A 20,634-nucleotide genomic window follows, 5' to 3' on the forward strand; every position below is an offset into this window, starting at 1 on the left:
TCTCCCTGAGCCTGTCGAAGGGTCCCGCCCCGGTACTGGGTCCCTGAGCCTGTCGAAGGGTCCCGCCCCGGTGCTGGGTCCCTGAGCTTGTCGAAGGGTCCCGCCCCGAGACGCACACGGAGGAGGAACGACATGAGCACGGTCTGGCGAGTACTGCGCCGTCTCGGCGTGAGCCTGATCACGCTGTGGGGTGCGGCGACCCTCACGTTCTTCGCGCTGCGGCTCGTGCCGGTCGACCCGGCGTTCGCGATCCTCGGCGCCGGTCAGCAGCAGGTCGACATCAGCCCCGAGGTTCTCGCCGTCGTGCGGCAGGAGTACCACCTCGACGAGCCGCTGATCGTGCAGTACTTCCTCTACCTCGGTCGTCTGCTGCGCGGAGACCTCGGCATGTCGTACGTGCAGGAGCAACCGGTCGCCCCGCTGCTCGCCGCGCAGGCGGGTCCGACGATCGCCCTGGCGCTCGCCGCGATCGTGCTCGCCGTCGTGATCTCGCTCGCCGGCGGTGTGCTGACCGCCGGTCGCCGCCTGCCCAGCTGGATCTCCTCGGGCGTCGAACTCGTGCTCGCGTCGACCCCGGTGTTCTGGCTCGGCTTCGTGCTGATGCTCGTGTTCGCCGTGTGGCTGCGCGCGCTCCCCATCCTCGACAGCGGTGATCTGCGCTCGCTCGTCCTCCCCGCCCTCACCCTCGCGCTGCCGACGGCCGCCCTGCTGCTGCAGGTGCTGCGGCAGTCGCTCGACGATGCGCTCGAGCAGCCCTTCATCCTCTCGGCCCGTGCGCGCGGTCTCGGGTCGCTCGCCGTGACCGTGCGGCACGCGCTCCGTCACGCCGCGGTGCCGTACCTGACCATGCTCGGGTTCTCGTTCGGGGCCCTGCTCGGTGGCGCCGCGATCACCGAGACCCTGTTCAGCCGTCCGGGGCTCGGGCGGCTGCTCGTCGACTCGGTGGCCTCGCAGGACATCCCGGTCGTGATCGGCGTCGTGCTCGTCGGCACCGCCGTGTTCATCCTCGTGAACACGCTCGTCGACCTGTCGTACGCGCTCGTCGATCCGCGGGTGCGCGACGCCGACCGCGTGATCGCCCCGTCGAAGGACGACGCCGCCGCTGCGGCATCCGACCCTACGGGCGCCGACCGAACGGAGGCCACCGCATGAGCGGGGGAGTCGTCGCCGAGGCCGTCACCGCCCGGCAGCACGTGCGCTGGCGCGGCTGGGTGCGCCTGGCCGCAGACATCGGCACACTGCTGTGCGCGCTGGTGCTGGTGCTGTTCGTGCTCGCCGCGCTGTGGCCGCAGCTGCTCACCGGGCAGGACCCGCTCGCCGCCGATCGGGCGTTGATCCTCGCGCCTCCGGGGCCGGGGCATCCGCTCGGCACCGACGAGATCGGACGCGACGTCTACGCCCGCATCGTCTTCGGTGCGCGCAGCTCGCTCGTGCTCGGGTTCGGCGCCGTCGTCATCTCGCTCTTCTTCGGGACGATCCTCGGCCTCGTCGCCGGGCTGTCGAACCGGGTGATCTCGACGGTGACGCTGCGGCTCACCGACATCGGAGCGGCGTTCCCCGAGCTCGTGCTCGCGATCCTCATCCTGGCGCTCTTCGGTGGAGGGCTCGCCACCGCCACCATCGCGATCGGCATCGCCGGCATCCCGTACTACGTGCGCGTCGTGCGCGGGGAGACGCTGCGCGTGCGCACCTCGACCTTCATCGAGGCCTCCCGAGGCATGGGGCTGTCGCGCGCCCGCGTGCTCGGGCGACACCTGCTGCCGAACGCCGTGCGCCCGGTCGTCGTGATCGCCACGATCGGCCTCGGCGGTGCGACGCTCGCCGGCGCCGCCCTGTCGTTCCTCGGTCTCGGCAGCCCGCCGCCCACTCCCGAATGGGGTTCGATGCTCTCGAACGCGCGCAACTTCCTCACGCTGGGGTGGTGGGCCGCGGTGTTCCCCGGTCTCGCGATCACCCTCTTCGTCATCAGCACGACCGTGCTCGGTCGTCGCCTGCAGGCACGTCTGGAGGGTCGCGGATGAACGCGCTGATCCGGGTCGAGGGCCTGACCGTGTCGTTCGGAGGTCGCACGGCCGTCGAGGGCGTCGGTTTCGAGATCGGCCCCGGCGAGTGCGTCGCGCTGGTCGGTGAGTCGGGATCGGGCAAGTCGGTCAGCGCGCGCAGCCTGCTCGGACTCGTCGGCACGGGATCCCGGGTGGATGCCGAGGTGCTCGAGATCGACGGCGTCGACGCGCGACGGTTCTCCGAACGCCGCTGGCGCCGCATCCGTGGCCGCCGCATCGGGTACATCCTGCAGGACGCCCTCTCGTCGCTCGACCCGCTGCGCACGGTGGGCAAGGAGGTGCGCGAGGCGATCGCCGCGACCGGCGGACCGCGTGGACGGGCCGGCCGCGAACGTGCGCTCGACCTGCTGCGCCGCACTCACGTGCCCGATCCCGCGACGCGCATCGACGAGCGTCCGGCGCAGCTCTCCGGCGGTCAGCGCCAGCGCGCGCTCATCGCCACCGCGCTCGCCGGAGACCCCGCCGTGCTCATCGCCGACGAGCCGACGACCGCGCTCGACGTGTCGGTGCAGAAGCAGATCCTCGCCCTGTTCAGCGAGCTCAAGCAGCAGGGCATCGCGCTGCTGCTCATCAGTCACGACCTCGCCGTGGTGTCGCAGCTCGCCGACCGCGTGCTGGTGCTGCAGGGCGGCGCCGTGGTCGAGAAGGGCGAGACCGCCGACGTCCTGTCGAACCCCGAGCATCCGTACACCCGCTCCCTCATCGACGCCGCCCCGCGGTTCGACAGCGGGCCGGCCCCGCACGACTTCGGAGATTCGACCGGACACGCCGGGGCCCAGCATCCGACCACCGGGGTGTCGCCCCAGATCTCCGAAGATGTGCAGGCAGTGGAGGCCTCCGGGGCATCCGACGTCGTCCTCGCCGCCGAGCACGTGAGCAAGACCTTCCGCCTGCCGGGTGGCGCGACGCGCCCCGCGGTGAAGGACGTCTCGATCGCCGTGCGCCGCGGGCGGTCGCTCGGCGTCGTGGGCGAATCCGGGTCGGGCAAGACGACGGTCGCGCGCATCCTGGCCGGGTTCGAGACCGCGGATGCCGGAACCGTGCGCCGTGCGAGCGACGACCCGCGCGACGTGCAGTTCGTCTACCAGGATCCGGGGTCGTCGTTCGACCCGCGCTGGACCGCGGGACGCCTTCTCGACGAGGCGATCGGGCTGCGGCATCCGTCCCTGTCGCGCACGGAGCGCGGTGCGCGCGTGCGGGACTGGCTCGAGCGAGTCGGACTCCCGGCGGACTTCGCCGACCGGCGGCCCTCGTCGCTGTCGGGCGGTCAGCGTCAGCGGCTCGGCATCGCCCGGGCGCTCGCCGTGGAGCCCGCGGTGGTCGTGCTCGACGAGCCGGTGTCGGCGCTCGACGTGGCGGTGCAGAAGCAGATCCTCGAGCTCATCGCGCGTCTGCAGGCCGAGACCGGTGTCGGATACCTCTTCATCTCGCACGATCTCGGTGTGATCCAGAAGGTCTGCGACGAGGTCGTGGTGCTGCAGGGCGGCGTGGTGCGCGAGCAGGGTCTCACCTCGCAGGTGATGCGTGCCCCGGCCGACGCGTACACGCGCCTGCTGATCGACGCGGTTCCCTCGCTCCCCGCCGTCTGAGGCGCCGTCTGACGCGTAGCTTCCCCGCCGTCTGACCCACCGCTTCGGGAGGAGATCTCGGCGTGGGGAGGAGGAATCCCTCCTGTTTCTCCTCCCGAGACGGAGATCTCCTCCCGAAGCGCGCCTCGCGCGACCGAGCGCCGTCGCGGCATCCACGGGGTAAACCGGTTCTTGACGCGCCCGCGACGTGCGGGTTACTGTTGCTCCACCCCGTTCTGACAGCGTTGTCATTCCGAATCTTCCGATGTGACTCCTGTCGATCCGCACGCGGCGCCGCCGAAGCCCGCTGAATCCAGGAGACACCCCATGGCCCGCTCCGGCCCCGCCCGCCCCCACCGCGCGACCGCCCGCGCCGCCCGCGCGACCGCCCGCCCCCGTCGCCTCGGCATCCTGAAGCGCACCGTCACCCTCGCCCTCGCCGCGACCCTCGCCGCCCCGATCGCCGCCCTCGCGCCCGCGGCGCAGGCATCCGCCGCTCCGGTCGTGAAGACCGCGGCCTTCGGCGCCCCCGACGACATCGCCGCCGACTACTACGCGGCCCTGCTGCGCCACACGCGCTGGGTGAACACCGTCTGGGATCCGGCCATCGGCGCCTATCAGTTCAAGGACTTCAACTTCGCCGTCGTGCTCGGCAACGCCGTGATCCTCACGCACGGCGAGTACGACGCCTCCGTCACGGGCATCTCGAAGGAGCAGCTGCAGCAGCGCACGGTCGACACGATCCGTTACTACGCCGCGAAGAACCGCTTCGTCGATCCGAACGGCAGCTGGGGCAAGAAGCTCTTCTGGGACTCGACGTTCCAGTCGTACTTCCTCGACGCCGGGCGCGTGCTCTGGGATCAGCTCGACGTCACGACGCAGAAGAACCTCGAGACCATCGCGGTCGGGCAGTCCGCGTACACCTCCGATCTGAACTACGGCAACGACCCGCTCTCGGGCTCGTGGACCGCCGATTGGCCGACCGGCAAGCACGAGGGCGACACCGCGCAGGAGGAGGCCGGTGTCTACACGCAGGCCCTCGCCCCGGGGCTGGCCTGGGCGCCCGATCACGCGGATGCCGCGCGCTGGGACGAGCAGCTCGGTGACTGGGCGCGCAACGCCGCCGGCCAGCCGACCGCCGACCTCAACAACCCGGCGATCGTCGCCGGCAAGCCCGTGTCGACGAACACGATGCAGACGATCTACGACACGTACCTGGTCGAGAACCACGGGTCCTTCGGGCCGCACTACCAGTCCGACATCTGGCGCTCGGGCGGTCGCAACGCGATCCAGTTCGTGCTCAACGGCCAGCCGATCCCCGAATACCTGAAGCACCAGCCCAACTCGGCGGAGCTCTGGGAGTCGATCAAGATGGTGATGTCGAACCAGGGCGAGCCGTTCATGCCCATGGTCAACGACCGCGAGTACCTGTACGGGCGCGATGTGATCCCGATGGCGTTCCTCGGTCAGGTGCTGCGCGACCCCGACGCCGTGCGGGCCGAGGCGAACATGGCCGCCTCGCTCGAGGCGTATCAGGCCTACGCCCCGGTCGATCGCCTGGCGAAGTTCTCGGGCGAGCCGAAGTACGAGCCCGAGGCGCGGGCCGAGATCGCGATCTCGTACCTCCTGCACGTCGCGGCCGCCGAGTCCGAGGAGGGGCCGGTCGCCCCGACCCCGCAGGACGAGTTCTTCGCCCGGCTCGCGGGCGTGCGCGACTTCGGCGCCGGTCCCGGGCTATCGGTTCAGCAGACGGCGGATGCCTGGGCCGCGGCATCCAGCAAGAAGGGGTTCCTGAAGTTCCCGTGGGTGCCGAGCCACGACTCGTGGCTGTTCGCCCTCTCCGGCGCGACTCCGTACCTCTACCCGAACTCGGCCGCCACGGTCGACGACCGGCGCACGAGCACCTTCACGACCCCGCGCGACGGCTTCGAGGGCACCTCCTCGGTGTTCCGCATCGGCGACGGCTACGCCGGGCAGGTCACCCTGCCGAACGGCGCAGCGCTCTACGCGTCGACGGGGGCGGGCTGGCAGGACGGCTCGGTGTCGGTGCGCAACCTCGACATGGGCGGGTACAACGGCCTCGACGGCTCGCGCACATACGTCACGGCCGAGGGCTCGGCGACCGACACCCTCCCCGTCGTGACGCCGCCGGATCCCGCAGATGCGAACGCCGCGCGCGTCGACGACCTGTCGTTCGATCCGGTGCCGGCGCGCTACGTGCGCATGCAGGGCCAGCAGGGCAACGCGCAGTTCGGCTATTCGCTGTACTCGTTCCACGCCTACGGTGCGGATGCCGAGGCCACGACCGACCTCGCCGCCGGCCGCCCCGCGACCGCATCGAGCGAGGACCCGGCGCGCCTGGCCGCGACCGTCACCGACGCGAACCCGACGACCCGGTGGGCGGTGGTGCGCGCGGATCGCACGCGTGCCGACTCGTGGATCCAGGTCGATCTCGGCAGCGAGCGCACCGTCTCCGCGGTCCGTCTGGCCTGGGAGGCGAGCGCGGGTGAGCGCTACCTCGTGCAGACCTCGGTCGACGGCCAGACCTGGACCACTCAGACCGCTCGCACCGGCGGCGTCGACGCGAACGTCGCCCGCCTCGACACGGTCGACCTGACGCCCGCCGGCGCGACCGCGCCCGCACCCGTCGAGACCCGCTTCGTGCGCATGCAGGGCGTGCAGGGCGACCCCGCCTACGGCTACTCGCTGTACACGATGCGCGCGCTGACCGCGGCTGGCGTCGATGCGGCGGCGGGCAAGCCGGCCACGGCATCCAGCGCCGACACGGGCCGTGCGCCCTCGAGCGTCACCGACAACGACGCGGCCTCGCGTTGGGCGGTGTCGCGCGCCGACCGCACGCGCACCGATTCCTGGATCCAGGTCGACCTCGGCGCCCCGACGGCGATCGCCCAGGTGCAGCTGGGGTGGGAGGCCTCGGCCGGTCGCGAGTACCGCATCCAGACCTCCGCCGATGGCGTGACGTGGACGGACGCCGCGAGCTTCCGGTACACCGGCGACGAGGTGACCTCGACGGAGGGGTCGTGGATCAACGTCGAGGATCGGGCCGGGTTCGTCGTGCGCGGCGGCCAGGCTCCGATCACGGTGTCGGCCGAGAAGCCCGGCCTCAACGCGCTCCGGCTCGGCGGCGGCGATCGCCCGCTGCTCGTCGAGATGGTGCCGGGCGACGCTGCGGCGACGGCGGCTCAGGACGCCGCGCCGCAGCCGTCGGCCGAGGGGTTGCTGGTCAGCTCGCTGGGCGGCTACCTCAGCGCGTTCAACCTGTCCGGCACCGAGGTGACGACCGACGTCACGATCCCGTACGTCGGCGACACGGTGTCGCTGTTCGCGGGGGAGCAGACGCTCGGCGAGGATGCCTCGACCCTCCGGGTCACGGTCCCGGCCGGGCAGGCGGTCGTGCTCGCTCCGCGCGCCACGGTCCCCACCGGCGTCGCGCGATCCGCGGGCGTCGGAGTCTCGGTGGTCGACGGGCGCACGATCCGAATCGCGGATGCCGCCGCCGATGCGCGAGCGGAAGCATCCGCCGCGGCACCGACCCTCGAGGTGACGAACGCCGAGACGGGCGAGACACGGGCGCTGCCGGTGGGCGAGCCCGTCGTGGCCGCCGCCGCGAGCTTCCCCGGTGCGACGCCGTTCCCCGTGCCCGACCGGGCGCTGAGCACGCTGACGTTCCCGGCATCCGTCCTGCCCGAGGGCATGACCTCGCCGCAGGGTGCGGTCGACGGCGACGAGACGACGTCGTGGACGCCGGGCGTCGACGGCCGCATGGTGACCGATCTCGGGTCCGCGCAGCCGATCGGCACCGTCACGACGCTGTGGGACGGATCGGATGCCCCCGCCGCCGTCGTGTCGGTGAGCGACGACGGCGTCACGTTCCGCGATGTCGGCACGATCGAGGCGGGAACGACCCACGGTGCCGTGCCCGTCGATGCGACCGCGCGCTACGTGGCGTTGAGCACCGCGTGGAAGACCGGGGACCCGGGCCTCACGGCACTCCGCGTGCTCGCTCCGGGTGCCGTCGACGACGCCGACCCGGGCGCGATCCGGGGCGAGGTCCCCGCGCTCGTGGTCGGTGCGACCGTGAGCGGCGCCCTGCAGGCATCCGGTGTTCCGGCCCCGACGTATGCGGTCGTGGCCGGGGCCCTGCCCGACGGCGTGACCCTCGATCCCGCCACCGGTGCGCTCGCGGGCGCGCCGACGACGGTCGGTGCGTACGCCTTCACGGTCGCCGCCGACAACGGGATCGGCGAGGCATCGACCCGTGCCTTCGCCGGGGAGGTCACCGCGGTGCCGGTGGATCCAGGTGAGCCCGGAGAACCTGGGGAGCCCGGGGAGCCCGGCACTCCCGGCGGTGGCTCGGACGGGGGCGCCGGCGGAGGCGGCTCGGGATCCGACGGCGATCTCGCCGCGACCGGTCTGGTGCTGGGGTGGTCGCTCGCGGCCGCACTGCTGCTGCTGGCCGCCGGCGGACTGCTCGTCGCACGACGCCGCGGGCTCGCTGTGTCGTCCGAGGACTGACGCTCCGACACCCGAGGGGTCGAGACACGCCGCAACCGCGCTCGCGCGCGCGGCGTGTCTCGACCCCTCAGTGCGTGCGGGCGCTCCATTCGCGCATCGAATATATACATCGGATGTTTATGTTGGCATCGATGCCAAAGTGTGACACACTATCTCCACGGCTCCTCTCTGAGCCGCGGAACGACGAAGTCTCACACCCGATCACGACAGCACCGGGCTGCACGCTCGCCCGGTCGATGATCATGCAGAAACCCGAGAGGACCCCCGTGAAGAAGAAGACCATCGCAGGCGCGGTCGCCATGATCGCCAGCGTCTCGCTCATCGCCGGTTGCAGCGGTGCCGGAGGGCAGGACGCCGATTCCGGCGACACGCTCAAGGTCGCCGCGTTCGAAGGCGGCTACGGTGCCGAGATGTACGCCGACGTCGTCGCCGCGTTCGAGAAGGCGAACCCCGACATCGACGTCGAGCTCGTCACCAGCAAGACCCTCGCTCAGGAGCTCACCCCTCAGGTGGCCGCGGGCGACTATCCCGACGTCGTCGTGCTCGGACAGGGCGCCAAGGAGGGCTTCACCGAGGGCTTCATCCGCGACCGCGGTCTCGAGGACCTCTCCGACGTGCTCGACCTCACCGTCCCGGGTGAAGACGTCACGGTCGGCGAGAAGCTCACCGAGGGCATCGTCGGCAACCTCAACACCAACCCCTACGGCGACGACAGCGTCTACCTCCTGCCGATGTTCGCCTCCCCGACGGGGCTCGTCTACGACCAGGGCCTCCTCGACGCGCACGGCTGGGACGTGCCGACGGACTTCGACGAGTTCTTCGCACTCGGTGAGGCCGCGAAGGCCGAGGGCATCTCGCTCTTCACCTACCCGACCGCCGGATACCTCGACTCCTACTTCTTCTCGCTCCTCGCGGCAGCGGGCGGCGAGGACTTCTACTCCGACGTCATGACCTACGAGGAAGACGTCTGGATGCAGCCGGAGGCTCGCGAGGTGCTCGAGCTCACGACCGAACTGCTCACCGAGTACACCGCGCCCACGACCGTCGGCTACGCCAACGGCCAGGACTTCACCAAGAACCAGCAGACGATCCTCGACGGCACCGCGATCTTCATGCCCAACGGCACCTGGATCGCGAACGAGATGGCGGACGCTCCGCGCAGCGACGGGTTCACCTGGGGTCTCACCGCGGTGCCGGCCCCCGAAGCCGGCGGCGAGCGCTACCTCACGACCTTCGTCGAGTCGGCGTGGGTGCCGGCCGAGGCGACGCACAAGGAGGAGGCGAAGACCTTCCTCGCGTTCCTCTACTCCGATGAGGCGGCTGAGATCTTCGCCGCGACCGGTGCCATCCAGCCGATCGTAGGACTCGCCGATGGACTCACGGGCGACTCGGCGGAGTTCTACGCCGGGTACTCCGGCGATGGTGTCAAGGCGCTCGTCGGCAGCTTCGCCGCGACCACCCCGGTGCCGGGCGTCGACCTCAAGGCGACGCTCTTCGATTCGGCCAACAGCGTGATCTCGGGCACCATGAGCCTGGACGAGTGGCAGGCCGCGGTGAACGACGCCAGCAACAAGCTCGGCGCCGCCGCACAGTGACACCCCGCGGGGCCGCCGATCCGTCGGCGGCCCCGCTTCCATCCCCACGCCCGAAGGACACCCCCGTGGCCCACACCCGCTCCGCGATGCACCGAGGTCGCGGTCGTTTCATCCTGTTCTCGCTGCTCCCGGCGTTCGTCCTCTACGTCGTCTTCATGGTCGTGCCGACCATCGACGTCTTCCGCATGTCGCTGTTCCAGTGGACCGGCTTCGGAGGCTCGCAGACGTTCATCGGCTTCGACAACTTCACAGCCCTCCTCGGCGACATGCAGTTCGTGCGTTCGTTCCAGAACACGATCCTGCTGCTCGTGATCGTGACGATCGTGACGATGGCCGGGGCGCTGGGCATCGCGGCGATCATGGTGAACCCGCGCATCCGCGCCCGCAACTTCTACCGCTTCGTGCTGTACCTGCCCAGCGTGCTCTCGATCGTCGTCGTCGCGGCGATCTTCTCCGCCGTCTACGACCAGAAGAACGGTCTGATCAACGGCTCGCTCAGCACCGTGGGCCTCGAGAACCTCGCCCAGGTGTGGCTGGGTGACGAGAAGATCATCATGTACAGCATCGCGCTCGCGATGCTGTGGCAGTCGCTCGGCTACTACGTGCTGCTCTACATGGGCGGGATGAGCTCGATCCCCGCCGACGTCTACGAGGCGGCCGCGCTCGACGGTGCCGGTGCCTTCCGCCGTTTCTTCGATGTGACGCTGCCGCTGGTGTGGGGCACCCTGCGCACCACGCTCACGTTCTTCATCATCTCGTCGGTCAACCTCGCGTTCGTGCTCGTGCGGGCGATGACCGACGGCGGCCCCAACGGCTCCTCCGACGTGCTGCTCAACTACATGTACAAGCAGGCGTACACGAACTCCAGCTACGGGTACGGCATGGCGATCGGCGTCGTGATCTTCCTCTTCTCGTTCGCCCTGGCGCTCATCATCAACCGGTCAACCAAGCGAGAGGTGCAGCAGTTCTGATGGCCTTCCTCACCCCGACCCGAGGCCGCGCGGCGAGCGATCGCACCTACCGCGTGCTGGTCAACATCCTGCTCGGCGCGATCTCCCTCGCCATCCTCATCCCGGTCGCCTGGGTCTTCATGGCCTCGATCAAGACCAAGCCCGAGTTCTACGAGAGCCCCTGGGCGATCCCGCTCGGCGTGCACTGGGAGAACTTCGTGCAGGCGTTCGTCAACGCGCGCATCGGCGAGTACTTCGTCAACTCGGTGCTCGTGACGGCGCTCGCCCTCGCGATCTGCCTGGTCGTGGCGGTGCCCGCCGCCTATGTAATGGCCCGCTTCGACTTCCGCGGCAAGTCGGTCGTCGAGGTGCTGATGCTCGCCGGTCTGTTCATCAACGTCAACTACATCGTCATCCCGATCTTCCTCATGCTGCTCGGCTGGGATCGCGCCCTGAAGGACGTCCTCCGCGGCGGTTTCTTCATCGACAACCTCGCGGTGCTGGCGCTCGTCTACGCGGCCACCTCGCTGCCGTTCACGATCTACCTGCTGACGTCGTTCTTCCGCACCATCCCGGTCGAGTACGAAGAGGCGGCGACGCTCGACGGCAGCTCCCGGCTGCGCACGATGGTGTCGGTGATGCTCCCGCTCGCCTCACCCGTGATCAACACCGCGCTGCTGTTCAACTTCCTGGCGTACTGGAACGACTTCATCATCTCGCTCACCCTCATGCCGGGCGAGAACAAGACGGTCCAGGTCGGGCTCCTCAACCTGTTCCAGGCGCAGCGCGCGGCGGCGGACTACGGCCAGCTCTACGCGGGCATGGTCATCGTCATGGTGCCCGTCATCGTCTTCTATCTCATCGTCCAGCGCCGACTGCTGCAGTCCGTCGGCGGGGGAGGCATCAAATGACCGGTCGTCCTACTCCCCGTCGTGTGATCGACGTGCAGGCGCTCGTCGTCGGCATCCTCCACGCCGTCGTCTTCGTCGCCGCGATCACGACCATCATCGTGGCCCAGCAGACGACCGGCTGGCCGCAACTGCTGACGATGCTCGGCGCCCTCGCCGTGCTCATCGCGCAGCTCGCGATCTTCAACAGGAGGCACCGTTGACCTCGGCATCCGCCCGTCCGACCGAGGCCGCCCGTCTGGCCGAGGCCGCCGCCGTCGTGCCCACCGAACGCCAGCTCGCCTGGCAGCGTCGGGAGTTCTACGGATTCCTGCACTTCGGGATGAACACGATGACCGATCGCGAGTGGGGACTCGGGCACGAGGACCCCGCGCTGTTCGACCCGGCCGATGTGGATGCGCGCGCCTGGGTGCGCGACCTCGCCGCCGCCGGGATGACCGCGGTGATCCTCACCTGCAAGCACCACGACGGCTTCGCCCTGTGGCCGAGCGCGCACTCCGCGCACACGGTCGCGGCGAGCCCCTGGCGCGGCGGCTCGGGCGATCTCGTGCGCGAGGTCGCCGATGCCTGCGCCGCCGAGAGGCTCGCGTTCGGGGTGTACCTCTCTCCGTGGGACCGCACCGAGGCGACCTACGGCACCGGCACGCCGTACGACGACTTCTTCGTCGCCCAGCTCACCGAGCTGCTCACCGGCTACGGGCCGATCTTCTCGGTGTGGCTCGACGGTGCGAACGGCGAGGGTGCGGACGGGCGACGCCAGTACTACGACTGGGACCGCTACTACGCACTCGTGCGTCGCCTGCAGCCCCAGGCCGTCATCAGCGTGTGCGGTCCGGACGTGCGGTGGTGCGGGAACGAGGCCGGCGATACCCGCCCCGAGGAATGGAGCGTCGTCCCGGCATCGCTCCGCGAGGCGGAGTCGACCGCGTCGCGTTCGCAGCAGGTCGACGACGGTCTCTTCTCGCGCCTGGTGCGCAGCGATGAGGAGGACCTCGGTGGCCGCGACGCGCTCCTCGCGTCGACGGATCCGCTGGTCTGGTACCCGGCGGAGGTGAACACCTCGACGCGACCGGGATGGTTCCACCACCCCGCCGAGGACGACGCGGTGCGTTCGCCCGAGGAGCTCTTCGAGATCTACCGTCGCAGCGTCGGCGGCAACGCGACGTTCCTGCTCAATGTGCCGCCCGCGGCCACCGGCCACATCGCCGAGTCCGACCGCGTGATGCTCGCGCGACTCGGCGAGCTCATCCGCTCGCTCGACGAGAGCGACATCGCCGCGACGGCCGTGGCCGAGTTCTCGGCGTCGCCGCTGTCGGCGGCGCCCGGGCCCGGCGGGGTATGGCGGGTCGAGGCCGACGACGTGCCGGCATCCGTGGTGCTGCGCTTCGAGACGGATGCCGACATCGCCGGCGTCGCTCTGCGGGAGGACATCGTGCAGGGTCAGCGGATCGACGGCTTCGTCGTGCGCTTCCGCGGCGCCGACGGCACCGTGCTCGCGGAACGAAGCGGCGCGTCGGTGGGTGCCCAGCGCATCGTCGATGCCGCGGTCGACGGAGTGCGCGCGGTCGAGGTCGAGATCGTCGGATGCCGCGGTCCCGTGGCCCTTTCGGAGGTGCGGGTGTTCCGTCGGACGGGTGCCTGGTGACCTCCGCGGCGGCACCGATCACATCCGCTAACATGAGGCAACACGCCACCAGGGGCGCTGTCGATCCCACCGGAACGGATATGCCGAAGACCACCAGCGCGGGCCGCGTCCGCCCTCCGACCATGGCGGATGTCGCCGCCCTGGCGGGAGTGTCTCCGCAGACCGTCTCGCGCGTGCTCCGCGATCACCCCAACGTCTCGGAGGTGACCCGACTGCAGGTCGAGAACGCCGTGGAAAGCACGGGGTACCGCCGCACGGGTCTTGCGCGCGCCCTCGTCACGGGTCGCAGCATGACCATCGGCGTGCTCACCCACGAATCCGATCAGTACGCGGCGAGCTCGATCATGCTCGGCATCCATCGCGCCGCGCGCGCCCGCGGCTACTTCGTCTCCTCTGCCGGCACGACCTCGGTCTCGGCCGCGGCGATCGCCGGCGGCATCGGGCGGTTGCGCGACCAGGGCGTCGACGCCCTCGTGATCGCCGTCCCGATCTGGGACGAGCCCGCACTCGCGAAGGCCGTCCACGGCATCCCGACGGCGGTCATCGACGCCGACACCTCCGCGGCCGACGTCGTGGTCGACCTCGATCAGGAGGCCGCCGGGCGACTCGCCACGCAGCACCTCATCGATCTGGGGCACGAGACCGTGTGGCACATCGCCGGTCCGGCGAACTGGAAGGACGCCTCGGGTCGCACCCAGGGGTGGGCCGCGGCGCTCGCGGAGGCCGGCAAGACCGCGCCCCCCGTGCTCAACGGGGACTGGACCCCGGCATCCGGTTATCAGCTCGGGCTCGTGCTCGGCCGGGTGGCCGACGCGACGGCCGTGTTCGTGTCGTCCGACGAGATGGCGATCGGCGTGATCCACGCGCTGCGCGAGCTGGGGCGCGACGTGCCCGGCGACATCTCGGTGGTCGCCATGGACGACATCCCGGTCGCCCAGTACCTGTCGCCGCCGCTCACGACGGTGCGCCAGCCGTTCGAGCGCATGGGCGAACTCGCCGTCGAGCGGGTGATCGCCGAACTCGACGGCGACGCCGACGAGCAGCGCAACGCCCACATCGCGCCCGAGTTGATCGTGCGCGGCAGCACGGCGCCGCCCGCGCGCTGACGCTCAGAACTCCTCGACGTACTCCTCTTCGGGGCCGAGCTCGGCCGTCGCCCGCAACTCAAGCGCCCCGCCGCGGCGGCGCAGCTCGAGGAGTACGATCTCGTTCGTGCCGGCGCGCAGCAGGGGTGCGGGCACGTACTGCGTCTGCTGCGGTCCGACCTCGGAGTAGCGGCCCAGCAGGAACCCGTTGACCCAGACGAGTCCCGTGCCCCAGCCCGGGAGGGCGAGGTGGGTGTCGCGCACGGCGCCGATGATCTCGAAGGATGCCGTGGCGAGACCGGGTCGTTGAGTGTCGGGCTGTGCGGTGTCGGGCTGTGCGGGTGCACGCAGGGCTTCGAGGTCGAAGGTCGTGGGGTCGACGGCGGATGCCTCCCAGTGCTGCACGATCCGGCGATCGACCAGGACGGGGCCGAGCATCCCCTTGCGCTCGCCGATCGACGATCCGTAGTTCACGCGTCCGCGGTTCTCGACCAGCACGACGATGCGGGCGCGCGCGCCGTGACCGCGGACGACGATCTCGCCGCGCTCCTCGATCTCGCCGACGGGCTCTCCGTCGACGAAGACGAAGGCGCGGTCGGCGATGCGCTCGAAGACCAGGCGCAGCTCGCGATCGGGCAGGAGCGTGTCGGCCGTGTAACGGACGAAGCCGTCGTCGGTGCCGAGCTCCTCGAAGCTGCTCGTGGCCGCGACTCGGCGGGGCCCCGTGGCGGCGGCATCCAGGACCGACAGCAGGTCGGCACCGCGCGCGACGTCGATCCGCTGGGGCGCGAGGAACTCGGGCTGGGCGCTGCGCACCGGCTCGGTGGCCCCGAGCACCTCGCGCATCGCGAAGAACTTCGGCGTCAGCGTGCCGTCCTCGGCGATGGGCGCGTCGGAGTCGTAGCTCGTCGTCGTCGCCATCAGTGTTCCGTCGACACGGTTCGCGCCCGACCAGAGGCCGAAGTTGGTGCCGCCGTGGGCCATGTAGATGCTGACGCTGCCGCCGTCCTCGATGATGCCGGCGAGCGTGCCGGCCGCGCTCGCGGTGCCGCGCACGTGGTGGGCCGTGCCCCAATGGTCGAACCATCCGTTCCAGAACTCCGCCACGAAGAAGGGTTCATCGGGGCGGCGACGGCGGATCAGCTCGCGCGCGGCGCCGGGCTGCGAGCCGAGCGTGAGAGCGGCGAGCGTGTCGGGCAGCATGCCGGCGTCGAGCATGAGGTCGGTCGGACCGTCGGCCGTGTAGAGCATCTCGGTGATGCCGTGCGCGCGCAGGAGCCGCGCGACCTCGGCCACGTACGACGGGTCGTCGCCGTAGCTGCCGAACTCGTTCTCGACCTGCACGGCGATCACCGGGCCGCCGACGTTGGCCTGCAGGTCGGTGAGGCGGGGGAGCAGAGCGGCGAACCAGGCGTCGACCGCGTCGAGGAAGCGCGGGTCGGCGGTGCGCAGGGGGATGCCGGATGCCGTGAGCCACGTGGGCAGGCCGCCGTTGGTCCACTCCGCGCAGATGTAGGGTCCGGGGCGCACGATCGCGTCGAGCCCGACCTCGGCCGCGATCCGCAGGAACGCGGCGATGTCACGCCATCCGGTGAAGTCGGGTGCGTCGTCGGGGCCCGGCTGGTGGAAGTTCCAGGGCACGTAGGTGTCGACCGTGTTCAGGCCGAGGTCGCGCAGCCGCTGGAGGCGGTCGCGCCACTGGTCGGGATGCACGCGGAAGTAGTGCAGCGACCCGGCGAGGATGCGGGTGCGCGTGCCCTCGCGCAGGAGGCGGTTCCCGGCCCAGGAGAGCGTCGGCGCGGCGGGCGCCGGAACGGTCGCGTCAGACGCGGGAGTGACGAGTGCAGAAGGCATGAGATCCATTATGGGGGCAAATTGGCATCGATATCACTCTTGAGATTCCGAGGAATCATGGATTCTGAGGAGAGTCGTCTGCAACGGTTGTGATCCATCACAATCTGTGCCATCCTCCTGAACACGGATCCGACGAGGGAGACAGCGTGGACAGACGGCAGCATCGGCGGCGACTCGCCGCCTGGGGTGCGGGTGTGCTCGCTCTCGCGGCGGTCGCCGCGGTGGCGATTCCGTTGGCCGTGTCATCGCCGGCCCGCGCCGAGATCGACGGGATCGTGCTCACCGATGACGAGCTCGCGATCGGCATCGATCGTGCCGGCCGCGCGGCCGAGCAGGCCGGCGGCGATGACGCCGATGTGCGCGCGGCGGCGATCGACTCCCTCCGCGACGACCTGGCGCTCCTCGAGATCGCCCGCGCGGTCGGGGCGACCGACCTCGAGCGCCCGGCCGACATCCTCGATGCGCTCGACGAGGTCAACGCCGCACGCGCCGAGGCGCAACGCGCGGGCGAGGTCGTCTACGGCCCGATCTCCTACAGCGCCCGCACGTTCTACTCCAAGAGCCTCACCGACATCCGCGAGGCGACCGCCCGCGCGCTCCTCTCCTCCGATGACCCCCGCTTCGCCGTCGGCGACGATGAGGTGCGCTCGCGCTTCGATGCCGAATCGTCGGAGTGGGCATCCGCCGCGACGACCCACACCCTCACCCGCCTCCGCACCGATGCGGCCGACCCGGCCGCGGCGCAGGCGATCCTCGAACGCGCACTGGCCACGGGCGACACCGCAGACGTGCAGGTCGAGACGATCACCGTCGCGGATGCCGAGCTCGTCGACGGCCCGTGGAACCCCGAGACCGCCGCCGCGATCCGCGCCGCCGACATCGGCGGAACGGCGGGTCCCGAACCCTCGCGATCCGGCTGGGCGGCCTACCGCGTCGATGCCCGCGAGGTCGATGCCGACGCCGCCTACGAGCGCTACCGCGAACGCATCCGCAGCGTCCTGCTCGACGAGAAGCTCACCGCGGCGATCGCCGAGGCCCGGGCCCACCAGAACGTCTCCGACTGACGGCCCCCGCCGTCCTGCCCCCGCAGCAACCTCCGAAGAAGGGACCCGCAATGACACGACACCGCCCCCCGAGACATCGAGGTCGACGCTTCGGCGCCTTCGCCCTCACGAGCATCCTCGCGACGACCGCCCTCGCCGGCGTCGCCGCGGCCCCCGCCGTCGCCGACGTCACCGACGCCGGCTGGGCGGGCGCCACGGCCAACCCCTACGGCGGCACCGACTACTTCCTCGACGCCACGGGCGGCGACGATGCGGCATCCGGAACCTCCGAGGCGACCGCCTGGAAGTCGCTCGCCAAGGCCAACGACACCACCTTCCTTCCCGGCGACCGCATCCTGCTCAAGGGCGGCGAGACGTGGAGCGACCAGCAGCTCTGGCCCAAGGGATCGGGCGAGGCGGGCAAGCCCATCGTCATCGACGCCTACGGCGACCCGGAGGACGGCCTGCCCTACATCGCCACCAACGGCAACGTGCCCAGCCCCTTCACCTCGGGCACGACCAAGAACGTCCAGACCGTCGGCCTCACGGGAGCGGTGAACCTGCGCAACCAGGAGTACGTGCACATCGCGAACCTGGAGCTCAGCAACGACGACGACTTCGCCACCGACATCACGCGCGGCTCCTACGTGCGCGACGGGGTCTCGGTCTCGATCAACGCCGATCTGCTCCCCGCCGGTGCCGACACGATCATGGACGGCATCGTCATCCGCGACCTCCACGTGCACGACATCGACGGCCCGAGCATCTGGCAGCGCATCCACTACGGCGGCGTGAATTTCCAGGTGTTCGGCTCGCAGCAGTACGGCGCGTACGCGACCGGCGGCCACTACTTCCGCGACATCGAGATCGTGAACAACACGTTCGAGCGCGTCGAGCTGCACGCCATCCAGTTCGGCTTCAACTGGTTCGGAGACCAGGTCGGGTACAACGACGAGACCGGCAAGTTCCACGAAGGATGGGAACAGCTCTGGGTGCGTGACCGCGACCTCTACAGCCGCAACGTGCACATCGCCCACAACTACGCCGAGAGCATCGGCCAGGGGCCGTACCAGTTCGCGAACACGAAGAACCTGCTCGCCGAGTACAACGAGGCCAACGGCTGGCTGCAGCGCTACGAGCAGGTCTCGGCCGGGCTCTACCTCTGGGCCGGCGCCGAGTCGGTCATGCGGTTCAACGAGATCTACGACGGGCCGGCCAACCAGTACGACGCCACCCCGTGGGACCTCGAGTTCACCAACTTCGACGTGACCTACGAGTACAACTACTCGCACGACAACAAGGGCGGCTGGATGGCGTACATGGGCAACAGCGGAAACTCCGTCGCCCGGTACAACCTCAGCGTCAACGACAACGGCGTGATCTGGAAGAACATGCTGTCGAGCAACTACTCGCCGACGTACGTGCTCAACAACGTGTTCGTCTACGACGGGTCGATCCTCGAGTCGGTGCACGACGAGGTGCTGAAGGACCGCGTCTACTTCGCGAACAACATCTTCTACAACACCTCCACGACCGACACGACCACGTGGGCGGCGAAGCCGGGCGGCCTCGACCGCGCGGTGTTCTCGAACAACGCCTACTACGAGGCGAGCGGGGAGTACTCGACGCAGCAGCCGAAGGACGACCGGGCCGTCATCGGCGACCCTCTCTTCGTCGGTGACCCCGCCGACTATGCGCAGGGCGCCGGTGTCGAGAACATCCGGCAGTCGGCGAGCATCTTCCGCCTCGACGACGCATCGCCGCTGGTCGACGCCGGCCGCTACAACGAGCGCATCGGCGAGTTCGACTTCTTCGGAGACCCCTCGTACCGCGGCGACGCCCCCGACATCGGTCTGCACGAGACGGCGAACGGCCCGGTGGTGACGAACCCCGTCGACGACGACCCGATCGAGGAGGAGGGCGTCGACACCCGCGTCGACCTGGCCCTCGGCAAGACCGCGACGGCGAGCTCGACGCATCCGCACCAGAACTTCGTGCTCTCGGCCGACAAGCTCGTCGACGGCGACCCGACCACCCGCTGGGCGGCCGCGGACGACGCCACGTTCCCGCTGACGATCGACATCGACTTCGGCGCCGAGACCGCGTTCGACGAGGTCGTGCTCGACGAATTCACGGACTCCGGAACGGGGCTGCGCGTGAAGGACTTCACGCTGCAGAGCTGGAACGCCGAGACCGAGCAGTGGGAGGCGTTCGTCACCCGCGACTCGGGCATCGGTCGCGACGCCGTGATCGACGGCTTCGGCACGGTCACCTCGTCGAAGCTGCGCCTCTCGATCACGAGCATGCTGCCCGGCGAGGTCTACAAGCCCACGCTCACGCGCATCTCGGTCTACCGCAACGCCGACAACGCCCAGCCGGTCGTCACGCCCGCGATCGGCGTGTTCGACCGCAACCCCGCGCAGGCCGACAATCCGAACAACGTGGTGGAGTTCACCGCGGACGCCGACGGTGCCACGCTCGACGCGATCCGCTACGTCACGACGTCGGGAGCGGTCGTCGGATCGCTCGACGCCGACGACTACACCGTCACCGCCGGTGCGGAGGGCGTCAGCGTCTACCGGCTGACCCAGTCCTTCTACGCCGACAAGATGCTCGGGACGTCGGGGCTGATCTTCGAGTTCAGCGCAGGCAACCCCGTGCGGGTCACGGTGGAGATCGTCGATACGAGCGAGATCGAGGCGTTGATCGCCGAGGGCGATGCGCTCGCCGCGTCGGTGTCGGATGCCGCGCTCGATGCCGCCCTCGACGACGCTCGGGCGCTCGTCGCGAAGGTGAACCGCACCACCCCCGGCTCCGGCAATGCCGAGGTCACCCAAGTGGCGGTGGAAGAGGTCGCGGGAGTGCTCTCGACCGCGATCGCCGAGGTGGATCCGGGCGAGGGCGAGACCCCCGCGCGGAGCATCTCGGTGGAGGGGGGTGCGCTGCGGATCGGCGTGCCGACGACGATCGACATCGCCGGATTCGTCGCGGGTGAGGAGGTCGAGCTGGTGCTGCACTCCGAGCCCGTCCTCCTCGCCACCCTCACGATCGGCGCCGACGGCACGGCCGCCGCGATCGTCACCATTCCGGACTCGGTCGATGTCGGAGAGCACACGCTCACCGCCACCGGCCCCTCGGGGCTTGCGTCGCTCGCGGTCACCGTGACGGCAGCACCGACCGAAGGTGGGCCGGGCGGTGGGTCGAACGGTGGCCCCGCCGGTGGAGCGGCTGCGGCCGGCCCCGATGGCCTGGCGTCGACCGGCTCCGATTTCCCCGTGGTGCCCGTCGGCATCGCCGCAGCGCTTCTCCTCGCGCTCGGTGTGCTGATGGTGTGGCGTCGTCGGTCCGTCCTGGCCGACGCGTCGGAGGCGGATGCCTCCTGACCGG

The 20,634-nt window shown here is 70.3% G+C and carries 13 protein-coding genes; 12 read left to right on the forward strand and 1 reads right to left on the reverse strand.

Features of this window, described 5'->3' with window-relative positions; genetic code table 11:
- The first annotated feature begins 132 nt into the window (after nucleotides 1-132).
- The 10 genes from KZC52_RS12150 to KZC52_RS12195 all read left to right on the forward strand — a co-directional run bounded on the left by KZC52_RS12150 (nucleotide 133) and on the right by KZC52_RS12195 (nucleotide 14,371).
- Nucleotides 133-1,152 (forward strand): ABC transporter permease, encoded by a 1,020-nt coding sequence (locus KZC52_RS12150; RefSeq protein ID WP_247624300.1) that lies wholly within the window; start codon nucleotides 133-135, stop codon nucleotides 1,150-1,152.
- Nucleotides 1,149-2,021, forward strand: a complete 873-nt coding sequence (locus KZC52_RS12155) for an ABC transporter permease (RefSeq protein ID WP_247624301.1) — start codon at nucleotides 1,149-1,151, stop codon at nucleotides 2,019-2,021. The genes KZC52_RS12150 and KZC52_RS12155 overlap by 4 nt, the downstream gene beginning before the upstream one ends.
- Entirely contained in the window at nucleotides 2,018-3,652 is a 1,635-nt protein-coding gene (locus tag KZC52_RS12160) for an ATP-binding cassette domain-containing protein (RefSeq protein WP_247624302.1), read from the forward strand. The genes KZC52_RS12155 and KZC52_RS12160 overlap by 4 nt, the downstream gene beginning before the upstream one ends.
- A gap of 306 nt (nucleotides 3,653-3,958) precedes the next feature.
- Nucleotides 3,959-8,167: a discoidin domain-containing protein gene (locus tag KZC52_RS12165; protein WP_247624303.1), complete on the forward strand. Its 4,209-nt coding sequence runs from the start codon at nucleotides 3,959-3,961 to the stop codon at nucleotides 8,165-8,167.
- 266 nt (nucleotides 8,168-8,433) lie between these two features.
- Entirely contained in the window at nucleotides 8,434-9,762 is a 1,329-nt protein-coding gene (locus KZC52_RS12170) for a carbohydrate ABC transporter substrate-binding protein (RefSeq protein WP_247624304.1), read from the forward strand.
- Between the two features lie 65 nt (nucleotides 9,763-9,827).
- Nucleotides 9,828-10,733: a carbohydrate ABC transporter permease gene (locus KZC52_RS12175; protein ID WP_247624305.1), complete on the forward strand. Its 906-nt coding sequence runs from the start codon at nucleotides 9,828-9,830 to the stop codon at nucleotides 10,731-10,733.
- The gene (locus tag KZC52_RS12180) at nucleotides 10,733-11,623 is read left to right on the forward strand and encodes a carbohydrate ABC transporter permease (RefSeq protein WP_247624306.1); all 891 of its coding nucleotides are present in this window, start codon (nucleotides 10,733-10,735) and stop codon (nucleotides 11,621-11,623) included. Before KZC52_RS12175 ends, KZC52_RS12180 begins: the two co-directional genes overlap by 1 nt.
- On the forward strand, nucleotides 11,620-11,823 hold the full coding sequence (locus KZC52_RS12185) for a DUF6903 family protein (RefSeq protein ID WP_247624307.1): 204 nt from the start codon (nucleotides 11,620-11,622) through the stop codon (nucleotides 11,821-11,823). Before KZC52_RS12180 ends, KZC52_RS12185 begins: the two co-directional genes overlap by 4 nt.
- Complete coding sequence (locus KZC52_RS12190) at nucleotides 11,820-13,265, forward strand: alpha-L-fucosidase (protein WP_247624308.1); 1,446 nt, start codon at nucleotides 11,820-11,822, stop codon at nucleotides 13,263-13,265. Before KZC52_RS12185 ends, KZC52_RS12190 begins: the two co-directional genes overlap by 4 nt.
- A gap of 80 nt (nucleotides 13,266-13,345) precedes the next feature.
- Nucleotides 13,346-14,371: a LacI family DNA-binding transcriptional regulator gene (locus KZC52_RS12195; RefSeq protein WP_247624309.1), complete on the forward strand. Its 1,026-nt coding sequence runs from the start codon at nucleotides 13,346-13,348 to the stop codon at nucleotides 14,369-14,371.
- A gap of 3 nt (nucleotides 14,372-14,374) precedes the next feature.
- Here the strand turns inward: KZC52_RS12195 and KZC52_RS12200 are convergent, their stop codons facing one another.
- Nucleotides 14,375-16,204 (reverse strand): glycoside hydrolase family 35 protein, encoded by a 1,830-nt coding sequence (locus KZC52_RS12200; protein ID WP_247624310.1) that lies wholly within the window; start codon nucleotides 16,202-16,204, stop codon nucleotides 14,375-14,377.
- Between the two features lie 146 nt (nucleotides 16,205-16,350).
- Between KZC52_RS12200 and KZC52_RS12205 the strand changes: the two genes are divergently transcribed.
- Entirely contained in the window at nucleotides 16,351-17,268 is a 918-nt protein-coding gene (locus KZC52_RS12205) for a peptidyl-prolyl cis-trans isomerase (RefSeq protein ID WP_247624311.1), read from the forward strand.
- A 50-nt stretch (nucleotides 17,269-17,318) separates the two neighbouring features.
- The gene (locus KZC52_RS12210) at nucleotides 17,319-20,630 is read left to right on the forward strand and encodes a discoidin domain-containing protein (RefSeq protein ID WP_247624312.1); all 3,312 of its coding nucleotides are present in this window, start codon (nucleotides 17,319-17,321) and stop codon (nucleotides 20,628-20,630) included.
- Nucleotides 20,631-20,634: the final 4 nt, after the last annotated feature.

This window comes from Microbacterium galbinum (assembly GCF_023091225.1).
Taxonomy (GTDB): Bacteria; Actinomycetota; Actinomycetes; order Actinomycetales; family Microbacteriaceae; genus Microbacterium; species Microbacterium galbinum.

What these genes read in the sequence shown, in the direction of transcription:
- KZC52_RS12185 (WP_247624307.1), top strand. Translation starts at nt 11,620, where the DNA reads ATGACCGGTCGTCCTACTCCCCGTCGTGTGATCGACGTGCAGGCGCTC.
- KZC52_RS12200 (WP_247624310.1), bottom strand. Translation starts at nt 16,204, where the DNA reads ATGCCTTCTGCACTCGTCACTCCCGCGTCTGACGCGACCGTTCCGGCG.
- KZC52_RS12210 (WP_247624312.1), top strand. Translation starts at nt 17,319, where the DNA reads ATGACACGACACCGCCCCCCGAGACATCGAGGTCGACGCTTCGGCGCC.
- KZC52_RS12150 (WP_247624300.1), top strand. Translation starts at nt 133, where the DNA reads ATGAGCACGGTCTGGCGAGTACTGCGCCGTCTCGGCGTGAGCCTGATC.
- KZC52_RS12160 (WP_247624302.1), top strand. Translation starts at nt 2,018, where the DNA reads ATGAACGCGCTGATCCGGGTCGAGGGCCTGACCGTGTCGTTCGGAGGT.
- KZC52_RS12165 (WP_247624303.1), top strand. Translation starts at nt 3,959, where the DNA reads ATGGCCCGCTCCGGCCCCGCCCGCCCCCACCGCGCGACCGCCCGCGCC.
- KZC52_RS12195 (WP_247624309.1), top strand. Translation starts at nt 13,346, where the DNA reads ATGCCGAAGACCACCAGCGCGGGCCGCGTCCGCCCTCCGACCATGGCG.
- KZC52_RS12180 (WP_247624306.1), top strand. Translation starts at nt 10,733, where the DNA reads ATGGCCTTCCTCACCCCGACCCGAGGCCGCGCGGCGAGCGATCGCACC.
- KZC52_RS12155 (WP_247624301.1), top strand. Translation starts at nt 1,149, where the DNA reads ATGAGCGGGGGAGTCGTCGCCGAGGCCGTCACCGCCCGGCAGCACGTG.